We start from the raw sequence: 15,360 nt of genomic DNA, 5'->3' as shown, positions 1-15,360 counted from the left end.
CTGCTCATGCAAAGCTTCGATTTCAGCACCCTGAGCCCACGGGACAAATACAAGATTCTGATCGGCAGCGTCGTGCCACGGCCAATTGCCCTGGTCACCACCGTCGACGGCGAAGGCCGGGTCAACGCGGCGCCGTTCAGCTTTTTCAATGCGCTGTCGGCCGATCCTCCCATCCTCGCCCTGGGCGTGGAAAATTACGGCGACCAAAGCCCCAAGGACACCACCCGCAATATCCAGCTCAACCAGGAATTCACCGTGAACATCGTCAGCGACGCGCTGGTGGAAGCCATGAACGTCTGCGCCGTGCCCTTCGCCCCCGGCTTCGACGAATTGACCGCCGCCGGCCTCACCGCCATCCCCGGCACCACGGTCAAATGCCCGCGTATCGGCGAAGCCCCGGTGGCGCTGGAGTGTCGGCGGATGATGGCGCTGTCCATCGGCCAATCCCGGGAGATCATCTTTGGTGAAGTGTTGATGGCGCATGTGCGTGACGAATTGATCGACCCGAAAACCCTGTACATCGATCAGTTGGGGCTTGATGCAATTGGACGGATGGGCGGGCATGGGTATGCGCGCACGCGGGATTACTTCGACCTGCCGACACGCTCGTTGCAAGCCTGGACGGATGCACCGGGGGGTGGGGAGCGGTTTTGGCCGCTGGCTAAATAACAGGCATTAACACAAACCCTGTGGGAGCGAGCTTGCTCGCGATAGCGGTCTGTCAGGCAACGCAGATGTTGACTGTGAAACCGTCATCGCGAGCAAGCTCGCTCCCACAGGAATTGCGGTATCAGTGAAAATCCCGGCTACGCACAGTGATCCCATCCAACAACGAACTCAGATCACTCAAGCGCCCGGCAATCAGATGCCGCACCTCGCCCTCCTTCTCCCAGCGCCCATCGACCTTGAGCAGCTGCGAGCCGACCAACACCTGGCGTTGCCGCTCGGCCAGGTCGCGCCAGACCACCACGTTGACGTTACCGAACTCGTCCTCGAGGGTGACGAACGTCACGCCGCTGGCGGTGGCCGGGCGTTGCCGGCCGGTGACCAGCCCGGCGACGCTGACCGGCCGACCGTGCTCGACGTCCAGCAATTCTTTCGAACTGCGGCAGCGCCGCGCCTTCAACTCACCACGCAACAGGGCCAGCGGATGCGGCCCGAGGGTGGTGCCGACACTGGCGTAATCGGCTTGCAGGTCTTCGCCCACGGTGGGCTTGGGCAACGCCACCGCGTCTTCCTCCTGGCGCGGCAGGCCGGCAAACAAACCCAGCTGCTTTTGTACCCCGGCCACCTCCCAGCGTGCCCGATGCCGGTCGCCGGCCAGGCCACGCAACGCGCCGGCATCGGCCAGTTGCTCCTGGGCACGGGCATCGAGCTGCGCCCGCTCGCCGAGATCGGCGATGTCGGCGAACGCGCCTTTCGAACGAGCCACTTCGATACGTCGGGCATCGTCCTCGCGAAAGCCCTTGATCATGCGTAGCCCCAAGCGAATCGCCGGTTGCGCAGCGCTGATCGGCTCCAGGCTGCAATCCCAGTCACTGGCACGCACGTCCACCGGGCGAACCTGCAAATGATGGCGCCGGACGTCCTGCAGAATCTGGTCCGGGCTGTAGAAACCCATGGGCCAACTGTTGATCAGCGCACAGGCGAAGGCCGCCGGCTCGTGGCATTTCAACCAGCAGCTGGCGTACGTCAGCAAGGCAAAACTGGCCGCGTGGGACTCGGGAAAGCCGTAGCTGCCAAACCCCTTGATCTGCTCGAAAATCTGCGCGGCAAACCCGGCGGTGTAGCCGTTTTTTTTCATCCCGGCGGCCAGCCGCTCCTTGTGCGGTTCGAGCCCGCCATGGCGTTTCCACGCGGCCATGGAGCGGCGTAGCTGATCGGCCTCGCCGGGGCTGTAGTCGGCGGCGACGATGGCGATCTGCATCACCTGTTCCTGAAACAGCGGCACGCCGAGGGTGCGCTTGAGCACCACTTCCAGTGCCGGCGACGGATACACCTCCGGTTCTTCCTTGTTCCGTCGCCGCAGGTACGGGTGCACCATGCCGCCCTGGATCGGCCCCGGCCGAACGATGGCGACCTCGATCACCAGATCGTAAAACGTCTTCGGCCTGAGCCTTGGCAACATCGACATCTGCGCCCGGGACTCGATCTGGAACACGCCGATGGTGTCGGCCCGGCCGATCATTTCGTAGGTGGCCGCATCCTCGGACGGGATGGTCGCCAGACTCAGGTCCAGGCCCCGGTGCCGGCGCAGCAGATCGAAACATCGGCGAATCGCGCTGAGCATGCCCAGCGCCAGGATATCGACCTTGAGCAGGCCCACTGCGTCGAGATCATCCTTGTCCCACTGGATGATGGTGCGCTCGGCCATGGCGGCGTTTTCCACCGGCACCAGACTGTCCAGCGGCTGCTCGGAAATCACGAAACCGCCGGGGTGCTGGGACAAATGCCGGGGGAAGCCGATCAACTGCCCCGTCAGGCTCAGCACCCGATGCAGCACCGGGCTCTCTGGGTCGAAACCGCCCTCGCGCAGCCGCTCCACGGGTGGCGTTTCATCGCTCCAGTGACCGCAGCAATCGGCCAGGGCGTTGATCTGGTCCGGCGGCAAGCCCAATGCCTTGGCCACATCACGCACCGCACCGGCGGCATGATAGGTGCTGACCACCGCCGTCAGCGCGGCGCGGGCCCGGCCATAACGCTGGAACACGTACTGCAAGACTTCTTCGCGGCGTTCGTGCTCGAAATCGACGTCGATGTCCGGCGGCTCGTTGCGTTCTTTGGAAAGAAAACGTTCGAACAGCAGCGTGGTGCGGTCCGGGTCGATTTCGGTGATCCCCAGGGCGAAGCACACTGCCGAGTTGGCGGCAGAACCACGACCCTGGCAAAGAATGTGCTGATCCCGGGCGAAGCGGACGATGTCGTGGACTGTCAGGAAATAACTTTCGTAGCCCAACTCGGCAATCAGTTGCAGTTCCTTGTCGATTTGCTTCAGCACCTCGACTGTCGGACCGTTTCCCCAGCGCCAGCGAATGCCCTCCTCGGTCAAATAACGTAGCCACGAGGTGGCTGTGTGCCCTTGCGGCACCAGTTCGCGGGGGTATTGATAACGCAGTTGGCCGAGGTCGAAGGTGCAACGCCGGGCAATGGTCAGCGTTTGCGCCAGCAAGGCTGGCGGGTAAAGCGCCTGCAGCACGTCGAGGCTGCGCAGATGGCGTTCGCCGTTGGGGTGCAGGCGCAGGCCGGCATCGGCCACCGGCAGGTGATGACGGATCGCGGTCATGGTGTCCTGCAAGGCGCGTCGTCCGCGAGCGTGCATGTGCACATCGCCACTGGCCACGGCCGGAACGCGCAATTCCCTGGCCAGTGTCAGCAGATCGCTCAGGCGTTGGGCATCGTCCTGACCGCGATGCAACTGCACTGTCAGCCACAGGCGTTCGGCAAAGACCTGCTTGAGCCAGAGGCCCTGTTCGAAGGCATCGACAGCGTCCGGCACCCATAACGCCAACAGCCCCGGCAATGATTCGCTGAAGTCTTCTCGCAGCACCTGATACTGGCCTTTCTGCGTGCGGCGCCGGGCGCGGGTAATCAATCGGCACAGCGCCTGATACCCCTCCAGGCTCTCCACCAGCAGCACCAGTTTCGGACCGTTCTCGATGCGTATTTCACTGCCGATAATCAGCGGCAACTCCACGGACTTCGCCGCTTGCCAGGCGCGAACGATGCCCGCCAGGGTGCATTCGTCGGTAATCGCCAGGGCTTGATAACCCTGTTTTTTCGCTCGCTGGAACAGTTCGAGGGCACTGGAGGCACCACGCTGGAAGCTGAAGTTCGACAGGCAGTGCAATTCGGCATATTCGCGGCTCATGCGAACCAGCCCTGCAACCACAACGGGCCGTCCTCACCGACCGCCCGGTAGGCCCAGCCCTGTTGGCCGGCACGGGTTTCGATCAGGTAATAGTCGCGGCGTACGTCGTCGCCGTCCCACCAGCCGGACTCGATACGCTCCGGCCCCATGAGGATGCGCGCCGAGCCCTGATGCACGGCCAACGGCTCGGTCAGCAGCCAGCCCGGCCGTTTCACCGCGGCCGGCACCGCGCAAGGCTGGCTGTCGGCACTGGCCTGCCACGCGCACTCGGGGCGGTGATCGGCCTGAAAGCGCAAGCCATGCACCGCGTCATCCCCCAGCCGTGCACGCAGGCGTTCGCGCAGTTGTTCCCAGGGCAAGGACTGCTGCGGGCGATCGTCGAACAGTTCCTGATGCTGGGGCACGAAGCTCGGCAAATCCTCGGCGCGCAAGCGAAAGCCGCGCACCGGTGCCTCGACCTGGACTTGCTCCAGCCGCCCCCGGGCCAGCTCGAAGAGCATCGCCGGATCGCGCTCGGCACTGAGCAGGCCGACCTTGATGACCGTATCCGGCAACCCGGCGTGCTCCAGATGCAGGTCGAAACGCTGTACGCCGCTGTCGCGACCGCAGAGGAACGCCGACAGGTCGCCCGTCAACCGGCGCAACGGAAACAGCAGGGCTTGATGGGACTGCACATCGAAATTGAGCTCGATACGCACATCGAAACGGTCCGGCGGCAGGTAAAACGCCAGCGCCAGCCGCCGCGTGCCAAGCAACGCATCCAGGTGCTTGAGCACCTGGGCCTCGAAACGCCGGGCCAGGCTATGTCGGGGCAACGCCTGCACCTGGCTCAAGGTGCGCAAGCCCATGCGCGACAAGGCCGTGGCGACCGGTGCTTCGAGGCCGATCCGGTCGACGGGCATTTGCCCAAGGTGATGCTGCAAGGCTTGATCGTCCGGCACCACCAGACCGTCATAGGCGTTGGCCAGCACCCGCGCCGCCACCGGGTTGGGCGCGGCCACGATGCGGTGCCGAAACCCCAGCTCACCGAGCTCACGGCGCAAAAGCGCTTCGAATTGCGGCCAGGCGCCGAACAGTCCCAGGCTGGATTCGATTTCAAACACCAGCGCCCGTGGGTAATGCACGCTGACCTGGGAACTGAAGCGGTAGGCCCAGGCGGCGAGAAACTGCTGCCAGTGTTCGATTTCGGCGGCGTCGTATTCGGTCGTGACAAAGCCTTTGCTCAAGGCCTGTGCCGCGCTCATGGACTGACCAGGACGCAAACCCAGCGCCCGCGCCGCACCGTTGACGGCCTGCAGCACCCGGCGCTGGGCCGGGCCGGTCAGCAAGGCCAGGGGCTCATCGGGGTCGACGCGCTGACGCAGTACCGCGTCCAGCGCCAATTGCGGGAAAACAATGCAGACCCAGCGCATGGCAACCTCAATGCCCCACAGCGAAGGCAATCGGCGCCGAACGGGCCAGGCCGCCGCGGCACTTGAGCACGCGCAGTTGTGCCGGTTGGGCATCGATGGCGATGCGCAAGGCCGCTGGCGAAGGGTTGATCGCTTCACCGATGGGGCGATAGGCGAAGGCCAGGGTCTGGCCGGTTTCCGCCGCCACCTGCAAGCGGCGCAAGGCGCGGTCGTCGGCCTTGGGTGGCCAGCACAGCACCGCGCCGCAACTGCCCGAACGCAGGCATTGCTCCGCGGCCCACAGCGCATCGCGCTCGCTGGCCTGGATGATCGACAGCTGACGCAGATCCACCCCGGCGCTCTGCCACGCCTGGGGGTACGGTACGTAAGGCGGCGCCACCAGCACGATGCGCTCGCCCGCCGCCGACAGCCGTGCCAGCGTCGGCCACACCAGTTGCAACTCGCCCACGCCCTGCCCGGCCAACAGGATTTCCGTCAGCGCCGCCTCCGGCCAGCCACCGCTGGGCAATGCGGCGTCCAGTGCAGCGTGCCCGGTGGGCTGCGGGCTGGCGGCCGGTGGCGCAGGCCGGCCCTTCCAGACCTGGCCGCCATTGAATAGCGTATCCAGCGCAACGACGGCACCCATCAGCCTTGCCTCACCAGACCACAGAACACGCCTTCGATGGCCAGGTCCTGATCGGCGTTCACAATGATCGGCTGGTAGGCCGGGTTGCGCGGCAGCAGGCGAACCACATCGCCGACCCGCTCGAAGCGCTTGATGGTGACTTCGCCGTCGAGCCGCGCCACGACGATCTGGCCGTTGAGCGCCTCGGGGTTGCGGTGCACACCCACCAGATCGCCGTCGAGAATGCCGTCCTCGATCATCGAATCGCCCCGGACCCGCAACATGTAGTCCGGCACCCGCGAGAAGATCGACGGATCAAGCAGCAAACGGCTGTGCACCTCGGCATCGGCACCGATCGGCGCACCGGCCGCCACCCGGCCAAGTACCGGGATGTCCAGCAACTCGGGACGCGGCGGCTGCCCGAGCAGGCGAATGCCCCGGGCCTGATGCGGGTTGACCTCGATAAACCCGGCTTCGGTCAGCGCCAGCACATGCTTGCGCGCCACGCTGCGGGAGGCGAAACCGAACGCCTCGCTGATTTCAGCGAGGCTCGGAGGCTGACCGTGCTCGGCGATGCGATCGCGGATGAAGGTCAGGATGGCGGTACGGCGGGGAGTCAGAGTCGTCATGGAGTACATTTGTACTCTTTCGGCTTTTTCCTGGCAAGGACCGTCAATCATCTGGTCGATAACCTGTGGGAGCGGGCTTGCTCGCGAAGGCGGTGGATCAGCCAATGAAGTATCGACAGACACACCGCTTTCGCGAGCAAGCCCGCTCCCACACTGGATTTCAGTGGCTCAAGGGGTCAGTTGCGCCAGATACGCCCACGGATAGATCCCGCGTTCATGGCCATCGCTGAAGACCAGTTGCAGGCCATCCCCCTGCGGGTGCAACTCGATCACCCGAACCCGCGCATCAACCCACTAAACCCTCCAGCGCCGTGACGACATCGGCAGGCAAGTACATCGCAGTAACTCCAGCCGCCTGACCCAGCGCTTCGAAGAACCGCTCCAGGTCACTGGCTTTCCATAAGCTCAAAGCGCTTAATCGCGCCTACGATTTTTTCAACGTCACTGTCTGTCAAATGATGGTGGCAAGGAAGAGTGAGCATTTCTCGGGACAAGCGCTCGGTATTGGGCAAAACAACCTGAGCTTGACTCTTCAACCAAGCTTCTTGCCAATGAATAGGTGTCGGATAATGAATAGCCGCTTGGATATCATTCTCGGCTAGGTAGCTTTGTAACCTGTCTCGGTGCTTGGACTGCACCACATAGTGATAGTAAGACCCGCCGGGCTTGCCACCACCAAGGTCTACTGTCGTCGCTGTCTCGCTAAGGGCCTGATCATAAAAAGCAGCGATTTCCCGTCGCCGCTTCATTGCATTTGATCATTTTGAGTACTCCTTGGCATGAGCGTAAAGGACACCAAAACAATTAACAGTGTGCCTACGGCACTGAGGATTGCCGTGAGGGAAAGGGTCTGGGAATAACCGACCATCCCGCCGACGATTCCGCTACCGAGAAAAATGAAGGGGTGCACGCCACTGGTAAAGAGCGTATCGACTGCCACCACTTTACCGAGGTCCTTTTCGGGAGACAGTGTCTGCATCGCTGTGGCCCAACCAGTCAACCAGGACGCTTCGACGATACCCACCAGGATCGCCCCCAGTATCGCCATCCAGGACGAGCTTCCCATGCCGAGTAGTGCCATCGCGCCAGCCAGGAACAAGCCACAGGTCACCGCAAGTCCGATCAGTCGTTCATGCCCGGAAACAAGCACCGTGATGATTGATCCAATGCACGCACCGAATCCCGAGGCGGCCAGACACACCCCCCACATTTCTTCGTTGAATCGATCGCTGATGGCATAGGGAGCGACGACCAGGAAAATCGGGAAACACAAGACGTTCACCACGAGGGTGGCCGCGAAGCCCAGCAAAAGCTTGGAGTTGCCGGTAACGATGGCAATGCCATTGACCGCCTCTCGGATCGAGAACTTCTCCTCGAACTCATGGGACTCCACATTGGGCAACATCGCCGTGTAAATGGCGGCGCAGAAGAATGTGAGACCATCGATCAAAATGCCCCAGACCGGATCCCAGAAAATGATGAATACACCCAGCGTCGCGGGAAACAGCACAGCGACCAGGTTGTCGACAAAGTTCATCGCACCATTGCCCGCCACCAGTGCTTGCTTGGGCAGCAATTTGACGAGCAGTACTTGAGCACACGGACGGGAAACCCCAATGCCGATGCCAAATATCAGGTAGGCAAAGACCAGGTACCACCAAGGCGTACCGGAGACGATCAGCGCCACTGCGGCCAGTTGCGCAACACCCCTCGCCGTGTCGGTGTAAATCAGTACTTGCTTCGGCGACTTTCGATCCGCCAGCAAACCTCCGACCAGGGCCCCGATCACGGTCCCTACCCCGACTGCCGCCATGACAAAACCGAATACTTCTCCTCCGTAGCCGGTCCGGACAAGCGCTATCGGCAGTGCGGCTAGACAAATAGCGTCGCCGGCCATCGAGAGACTTTGGCCAATGAGCAACTTGCGAAAAGACGAGACGCTCAGCGCTTCCGTATAAGGTGATAAGCGATCGGCGATAGAAATCATAAGTAATCCTCCTTGAGACCTATGCTTGCGTCCTGGTTTAAGTGCATAGCGAGCTTCAATCCCCCTCTCCGGATTTCGAGTTCTCCTCGACCGAGGATCGAGACCTTGAGCCGCTGTCCACGAAAGCGGTATGTCAGTCAATACTTCATTAGCTGACCCAGCGCTTTCGCAAGCAGGCTCGCACACATCAGATTGAGGCGGCTTCGGGGGTGAGTTGTGCCAGGTACGCCCATGCCCACGGATAAATCCCCGTTCATGCCCGTCGCTAAACACCTGTTGCAGGTCATACCCCTGAGCGTGCCGCTCGATAACCCGAAGACGCAGCGTCCTGCGCTCCTTACTCGAACAAAACGGACGATCAAAAAATGAGGCATACCGTTCGTCGCCTTTCTAAAAAAATCAGCATCTCAAAAAAATAAAAATCCATAAAAAAAGTAGAAACCGCACATTTACTCCTACAGAAACATTCTACTCAACATAGAAAGATCATTTCTGCCTGCCGAAAACTAAAACACAGTTTCAAAAAGGAATTCCACAGATCTACACTAGAAACCAACCACACTAGAACAAAACCAAAAAACCAAGGGTCCCAACTTCATGTAGGAGACATCTTAAAAGACCATAGGAAAACCCCTACAACATAAAATCCCCTCACTTGCATTTAACACTAAAATCAACCAACCATTGCAACATCACTTAATGCCAGATGGCAAACCACAAACGAAAGCAAAATAAAAAACAACAACCTTGGAAAACACCACTCAATGACTAAAAATATTTTACCCAGAGTGTTCTCCCTAACATCCATATTCATCAAAGAACAATTGAAAGAACCCATCGCCTTTTTCTGGATCATGATATCACCTTGTGCGATGTTTTATTTTTTTGCAACAACCAGGCAAGACCCCAACTATTTCTCCAGCAATTACATTACGATTTCAGCATGGTTTTATGCCTACATTTCTTCAAGTGTCGCACTATTCGGATTCGCTTTTTACATAATCGGAAGAAGGGAAAGCGGATTCACCCGATCATTTATTTACTCCAAGGAATCAAAACTGATTTTTCTGTTGTCGCACTTCATTGCCTACTCGTTAATATCGATATCTTATTGCGCAACCTTTTACTTAACGACCAAACTCCCATTTGGAAATTATGCCCTCAATGAACTACTGAATATCGCACTACGCTTTTACATCTGCTTTATCATGTTTTGCACTTTTGGGACTGCATTCTCATTGCTACCGATCAATTTTCAGAACTCGAACACCTTGCTTTCCATTTTTTCGTTCTGCATGTTGATCCTCGGAGTAATGAGTGCCAGCAGATCAAACCCCATCACCGACGCTTTGAACCTCGCAAACCCACTGACACTTGCAAGCCAAATAATGGAACAAGGCCTTGAATCCAACAAACTCATCACAGCTGCAATAGTTCTTTTATTTACTTTTGTACTGCACATAACTCTCAAACACCTAAGAATAAATCCCGTATGGAGTCGGTACTGATGAAAAAATTCACGGCACAAAACATTGACTTCTCCTATACAGACACCCCCCTCTTGACCCAGGCATCTCTTGAGGTTGCTCAAGGTGACATTGTCGGCATTCTGGGACCCAATGGATCTGGAAAAACAACTTTTTTCGATATCGTCTGTGACCTTAAAAAAGCAAAGTCCGGCTTCATAAAAAACGAATTCAGTCACTTTTTATACCTTTCTCAAATCATCTCCACTCCCCCACCGCTGCGTATGCGTGACATCTTTAAAATGGTGTCTGCGCTGTCATCAAACGAACCCATGACACAAGATAAAACCTTGAAAAAACTAAGTGCGTGGAGCCCTGCAATAGTTGGCCGATACCAAGACATATGGAACAAAAAATCATCACTATGTAGCTACGGAGAGACACGTTGGTTCTTTACTCTTTCTCTTCTTTCAATTTCTGCAGACTTTGTGATTCTCGACGAACCTACTGCCGGTGTAGATCCAGAATTTCGTCACTATATTTGGCAATGTCTTCACGCCGCTGCCAGGGAGGGCACCGCCATTCTGGTTTCCTCGCACAATGTTGATGAAATAATTAACCATTGTGATTATTTTTATATGATTAGTCAGCAACGCTTCAATCGCTTTAACAACGGTAGTGAGTTCATGCAAAAGTATGGGGTAAAGACTGTGGACGATGCGTTTATCCGAGCCGTTACTGAACCTGTATTCGCAACATAAACCACTGGAAGCGCACACGGGGAGCTGCCGCAGACAGCGACAACTCCCGATGAGGAGTGGAATTTGATTCAGTCGGTAAGTCCAGCCAGGTACGCCCACGGATAAATCCCCCGCTCATGCCCATCGCTGAAGACCAGTTGCAGGCCATAGCCCTGCGAATTCAGTTCGATCACCCGCACCCGGGCATCCACCAACGGCGCCATCCCCCGCAAACGAAACGCACGGCACTGCGAACACGGGCACTGACGACGCAGCTCGGCGTGGTCCAGCCACTGTTCGCGGCCATCGGGCCAGTTCAATCGCAGCTGCTGCCGACCCTGCGAATTACCCACCGCCAGCGGGTTCATTGCAGTTGACTCAAGGCAATGCGCACGGCCTTGCGCACTTCAGGGTCGCCGTCGTGTTGCGCGGCCTGCAATGCCGCGATGGCCCTTGGGTCGCTCAGTTCGCCAAGGGCCAACGCGGCTTCCTTGCGCAGGTTGCTGATGCGGTGGCCGAGGGTGTCGATCAGCGCATCGAGCGCAGGCACAAAACGCAAGCGGCCGAGGCTGCGGGTGGCGCGCAGACACACCTGCCAGTAATCGTCGCCCAAGGCGTCGATCAGGGCCGGGCCGGCGTCGGGGTGGCCGACCTTGCCCAGGGTGGTGGCGGCTTCTTCGCGGACTTGCCAGGCATCGTCCCGCAAGGCCTGGCGCAGGGCCGGCAGCACCTGTGCGTCAGACGCCAGGCCCAGCGCCCCGGTGGCGGCACGCCGCACGTCGGTGTCCGGGTCGGCGCTGGCCAGCCGCGCCAGTGCCGGCAAGGCATCGAGTTGCTTGAGCCAGCCGAGCACGCCCACCGCCTCGCGGCGCACACTGGCGCTTTCATCGTCCAGTGCCCGGGTAGCCGCGTCGGCGGCATCGGGGCAACGCAACTCGCGCAACGCTCGGAACGCGGCAATGCGTACGCCGATGTCGACATGTCCGGTCCACGGCAGAATGACCCGGCCCGCCGCTTCGCTCTTGAGCAGGCTGAGGCTTTGCGCAGCGGCCGCCTGCACCGCCGGGGATGGATCCGTCAGGGCCTGGCACAACGCTTCGACCACGGGCGCGTCCTCCCAGGCTTCCAGTAACCGCGCGGCTTCGGCGCGAACGTCTGCACTCGGGTCTTCGGCCAATCGATCGATCAACCACTGCAGGCCGTCCGGCTCTTCGAGATCGGCCAGCTCGATCAGTGCGATCCGGCGCACGCCGGGGTCGTCATCGGTCAGGCGCGGTTTCAGGGCAAGAATGTCGTCGTTATCGGTAACATCGAATAGAGAGGTCATAGGGCAAATCGCGGCAGTTTGTTTTCAGGGGGAAGTCCGAGCGGGTTCAGGCGCGGCAGCTGCCGACCGTCTTCGTGCCGCAGGAGTTCGAGGCAATGACGCTTGAGGTGCGAGAATTCCGGGCGGGTCACCAGTTCGGTGCTGCGCGGCCTGGGGAAGTCCAGACGCAGGTCTTCGATGATTCGGCCGGGACGCGAACTCATGACCAGCAAGCGATCGGCGAGGAACAGCGCTTCGTCGATGTCATGGGTGACAAACACCACGGTGGTGCGGATGCGCGTCCAGATGTCCAGCAGCAGTTCCTGCATGTTCAACCGGGTCAGGGCATCGAGGGCGCCGAAGGGTTCGTCCATCAGCAACAGGCGCGGACGATTGACCAGCACCCGGGCAATTTCCACCCGTTGCTGCATGCCGCCGGAGAGCTGGTCGGGCCAGCGCCCGGCAAAGCCTTCAAGGCCCACCAGCGCGAGGATTTCATCCGCCGCCTTGTGCCGGTCGACCTTGCCGACGCCGCGCATTTTCAACCCGAACGCTACGTTGTCACGCACCGTGCGCCAGGGAAACAGGGTGTGCTGCTGGAACACCATGCCGCGTTGTGGCGATGGCCCTGACACCGGCGCGCCATCCACGTTCAAGGTGCCGGTGCGCGGTTGCAGGTGGCCGGCCAGGGCGCCAAGCAAGGTGGACTTGCCGCAACCGGACGGCCCGAGAATGCACACGAACTGGCCAGGTTCAATCTGGCAATCGAGGCCCTGCACCGCTTCGAACGCCCCGTGGCCCTCGCCCAGGCTGATCGACAGCCCGCGTATATCGATACGCCCTTCCACGTGTTGAAAAACGCTCATCAGGCTTTTCCTCGCGGTCGATGCCAAGGCGTGAAGAGCCCGCCCAGGCGTTTGATCAACAGGCTGCTGCCCATCCCGAGCACGCCGATCAGCAACATGCCGACCACGATGTCGGCGTAGTTCTGGATGGTGTAGGACTCCCAGGTGTAATAGCCGATGCCGAATTGGCCGGAGATCATTTCCGCCGTCACCAGGCAGAACCACGAGGTGCCCATGCCGATGGCCAGGCCGGTGATGATGCTCGGCGCCGCGCCCGGAAGTACGACCTCCAGCAGGATGGCCCGGCGCCCTGCCCCGAGGCTTTTCGCCGAGGCGACCAGCCGTGGGTCGACGCCTTCGACGCCGTGCACGGTGTTGAGCAGGATCGGGAACAGGGCGCCGGTGAAGGTGATGAACACCATCGACAGTTCCGACGAAGGAAACATCAGGATCGCCAGGGGAATCCACGCCACCGCCGGGATCGGGCGCAGCACTTCCAGGGGTGGCAGCAATAGATCTTCGGCCCATTTCGAGCGGCCGATGGCCAGGCCCAGGGCCACGCCAATGATCAGCGCCGCGAGGTAACCGGCGAACACCCGGCCGAGGCTGCTGCCCAGGTGCTGCGCGAGTTTGCCGGAGTCGCCGAGGCCGAGGGCGGCTTCAATGACCGCCAAGGGTGTCGGGATGTTGGCGAAGGTGACCAGGCCAAGGTTCCAGTGGTGGCTGGCGGCGAGTTGCCAGAATACGAGGCAGAGCAGCAGTGAAGCGGCTCTGGGAATCCAGCGTGAATATGATCGGTACACAATTTTTCCTCTCAACCCACCTCCTGTAGGAGCGAGCTTGCTCGCGAAGAACGCCAACGATTACGCGCTCTGTCTGACGGATCGCGTTGTCCGGACGTTTTTCGCGAGCAAGCTCGCTCCTACAGGGGGCTGTGGTGTTTTGTCGGTTAGCGGGCGGCCACGGCCTGTGTGGTGGCATCGGCGAAGTCGAACACTTTGCCGCCCTGCGCCGTGGCGAACTGTTGGGCCTGACCTTTGAGCAGGAACGCACTCAGCTGCCCTTTCCCATCGGTGGCAAACCACGCCTGGTCCGCCAGCAACTTGATCCCGCTGTCGCTGGCCTGGGCGTACACCGCGCGGATGTTCTTGCCTTCCTGCTTGAGGCTGGCCAACGCGGCAAAGGCCGCTTGCGCCGAGGCGTACTGACGAACTTTCGGCTCGCCGCGCACCCAGATTTCCGCCACGTGACTGAAGTCGGTGATGGCTTTGCCGCTGGAGGCATCGACGGCCTTGAGCGGCGTCTGCTGGTAGTTCGCAAGCTGCGCGCTGTAGTCCAGGTTCGAGGCCTTGAAGGCGGCGCGGATGTACTGGTCGTCGATGAAGGTGTTGAGATCGAGACCACGATCGGCCTTCTTCAACAACTTGAGGGTATCGATGGCGGTGCCCACGGCCTGACGGTATTCCGGCTTCCAGCTCAGGTCGCGGGTCTGCACGCCGAGGGGGCCATGGAACAGGTAATTGACCTCGGCATCGACCCCGGTGACCCTGGCGATCAGCTCGCTGTATTTCTCAGGTTCAGCCGCCAGCAGTTGGTTGGCTTCGATACTCGCCCGCAGGTAAGCGACGACGATTTCCGGGTACTGCTTCGCATAGGCCTGATCGACCAGCGCACCGTGAAAGGTCGGCGCATTGGCCTGGGAGCCGTCATAAATCTTGCGCGCGAAACCACGGCTCGGGAACAGTTCGGCGAAAGGCACGAAGTCGGCGTGAGCATCGATCTTGCCAGCCTGCAGCGCGGAACCGGCGACTTCCGGCGGCTGGGCGATGATGTTCACGTCCTTGAGCGGGTCCCAGCCCTGGGCCGCGACGGCGCGAAGCAACAGGCCATGGGCGGTGGAAGCGAACGGCACGGAAATGGTCTTGCCCTTGAGTTCGGCCAGTGACTGTACGCCCGATGCGCTTGGCACCACGATGCCGTTGCCGCTGCCCTTGATGCTGCCCGACAGCACGCTGATAAACAGACTGTGCTTGCCTGCCGTTTCGAACGCGACACCGTTGAAGGCACCGGGGAAATCGGCCATGGCGCCGAAGTCGAGTTTGCCCGCCACCATCTCATTGGTCAGGGGCGCACCGCTTGTGAAGTTTTTCCACTGCACGTCGTATTGGGCGTCTTTGTAAGGGCCGTCGTGGGGCAGGTATTTGTCCAGCAGCCCAAGTTCGCGAATCAACAACCCGCCAGCGGCGCAGTTGATGGTGGTGTCCTGGGTGCCAATGGCAATGCGGATGGTTTCGGCCGAGGCCGACAGGGTGAATGAAGCCAGTACCAGACCGGCCAAAGCTGCACGCAACATCATGAGTGTTTCCCCTCGAATCATTTATTGGATGTTCGTCTCCGCCACGATCAGGGCGCGGTGGGAAACGAGGGGTGTTTTGAATCAGGCGTCCGGTGGTTGCCGGATGGCGTTTTGTTGTCTTGGCTGGCCTCTTCGCGGGCAAGTCGA

Annotated in this window: 14 protein-coding genes and 1 pseudogene; 2 read left to right on the top strand and 13 right to left on the bottom strand. The window is 60.3% G+C overall.

The features are described 5' to 3' along the window. Positions 1-6: 6 nt before the first annotated feature. Positions 7-669 carry a flavin reductase family protein gene (locus PMI29_RS21085; RefSeq protein ID WP_007995928.1) on the top strand — a complete coding sequence of 221 codons (663 nt, stop codon included), beginning with the start codon at positions 7-9 and terminating at the stop codon, positions 667-669. A 121-nt stretch (positions 670-790) separates the two neighbouring features. Here the strand turns inward: PMI29_RS21085 and PMI29_RS21090 are convergent, their stop codons facing one another. From PMI29_RS21090 to PMI29_RS31935, 8 genes and pseudogenes are all read right to left on the bottom strand, one after another. After that, complete coding sequence (locus PMI29_RS21090; RefSeq protein WP_202948971.1) at positions 791-3,889, bottom strand: error-prone DNA polymerase; 3,099 nt, start codon at positions 3,887-3,889, stop codon at positions 791-793. Next, complete coding sequence (locus PMI29_RS21095; protein WP_007995925.1) at positions 3,865-5,280, bottom strand: Y-family DNA polymerase; 1,416 nt, start codon at positions 5,278-5,280, stop codon at positions 3,865-3,867. The genes PMI29_RS21090 and PMI29_RS21095 overlap by 25 nt, the downstream gene beginning before the upstream one ends. Before the next feature lie 7 nt (positions 5,281-5,287). After that, the gene (gene imuA, locus PMI29_RS21100) at positions 5,288-5,905 is read right to left on the bottom strand and encodes a translesion DNA synthesis-associated protein ImuA (RefSeq protein ID WP_007995923.1); all 618 of its coding nucleotides are present in this window, start codon (positions 5,903-5,905) and stop codon (positions 5,288-5,290) included. After that, a complete protein-coding gene (lexA, locus tag PMI29_RS21105; protein ID WP_007995921.1) occupies positions 5,905-6,522 on the bottom strand; it encodes a transcriptional repressor LexA in 618 nt (205 codons plus the stop codon). The genes imuA and lexA overlap by 1 nt, the downstream gene beginning before the upstream one ends. Positions 6,523-6,681: 159 nt before the next feature. Continuing rightward, a pseudogene (locus tag PMI29_RS30945) lies at positions 6,682-6,804 on the bottom strand (gamma-butyrobetaine hydroxylase-like domain-containing protein); the annotation flags it as partial. Positions 6,805-6,899: 95 nt separating this feature from the next. Then, positions 6,900-7,262, bottom strand: coding sequence for a DegT/DnrJ/EryC1/StrS family aminotransferase (locus PMI29_RS21110; protein ID WP_007995919.1), 363 nt, complete (start codon positions 7,260-7,262; stop codon positions 6,900-6,902). Continuing rightward, entirely contained in the window at positions 7,259-8,500 is a 1,242-nt protein-coding gene (locus PMI29_RS21115) for an MFS transporter (protein WP_007995916.1), read from the bottom strand. Before PMI29_RS21115 ends, PMI29_RS21110 begins: the two co-directional genes overlap by 4 nt. A 673-nt stretch (positions 8,501-9,173) precedes the next feature. Then, entirely contained in the window at positions 9,174-9,356 is a 183-nt protein-coding gene (locus PMI29_RS31935; protein WP_157221355.1) for a hypothetical protein, read from the bottom strand. A gap of 651 nt (positions 9,357-10,007) precedes the next feature. On the opposite strand from PMI29_RS31935, the gene PMI29_RS21125 reads away from it, so the two are divergent. Beyond that, positions 10,008-10,727, top strand: a complete 720-nt coding sequence (locus tag PMI29_RS21125; RefSeq protein ID WP_007995913.1) for an AAA family ATPase — start codon at positions 10,008-10,010, stop codon at positions 10,725-10,727. Positions 10,728-10,795: 68 nt separating this feature from the next. On the opposite strand, the gene PMI29_RS21130 is transcribed toward PMI29_RS21125, so the two are convergent. The 5 genes from PMI29_RS21130 to PMI29_RS21150 all read right to left on the bottom strand — a co-directional run bounded on the left by PMI29_RS21130 (position 10,796) and on the right by PMI29_RS21150 (position 15,213). Beyond that, on the bottom strand, positions 10,796-11,074 hold the full coding sequence (locus tag PMI29_RS21130; RefSeq protein WP_007995911.1) for a DUF971 domain-containing protein: 279 nt from the start codon (positions 11,072-11,074) through the stop codon (positions 10,796-10,798). Then, positions 11,071-12,033, bottom strand: a complete 963-nt coding sequence (locus PMI29_RS21135) for a HEAT repeat domain-containing protein (RefSeq protein ID WP_007995910.1) — start codon at positions 12,031-12,033, stop codon at positions 11,071-11,073. The genes PMI29_RS21130 and PMI29_RS21135 overlap by 4 nt, the downstream gene beginning before the upstream one ends. Beyond that, the gene (locus PMI29_RS21140; protein ID WP_007995908.1) at positions 12,030-12,878 is read right to left on the bottom strand and encodes an ABC transporter ATP-binding protein; all 849 of its coding nucleotides are present in this window, start codon (positions 12,876-12,878) and stop codon (positions 12,030-12,032) included. Before PMI29_RS21140 ends, PMI29_RS21135 begins: the two co-directional genes overlap by 4 nt. After that, positions 12,878-13,660, bottom strand: coding sequence for an ABC transporter permease (locus PMI29_RS21145; protein ID WP_033052175.1), 783 nt, complete (start codon positions 13,658-13,660; stop codon positions 12,878-12,880). The genes PMI29_RS21140 and PMI29_RS21145 overlap by 1 nt, the downstream gene beginning before the upstream one ends. A 146-nt stretch (positions 13,661-13,806) precedes the next feature. Beyond that, positions 13,807-15,213 (bottom strand): ABC transporter substrate-binding protein, encoded by a 1,407-nt coding sequence (locus PMI29_RS21150; protein WP_007995904.1) that lies wholly within the window; start codon positions 15,211-15,213, stop codon positions 13,807-13,809. Positions 15,214-15,360: the final 147 nt, after the last annotated feature.

Source organism: Pseudomonas sp. GM49, assembly GCF_000282355.1.
Lineage (GTDB): Bacteria > Pseudomonadota > Gammaproteobacteria > Pseudomonadales > Pseudomonadaceae > Aquipseudomonas.
This window is presented reverse-complemented; position numbering and strand designations above follow the sequence as displayed.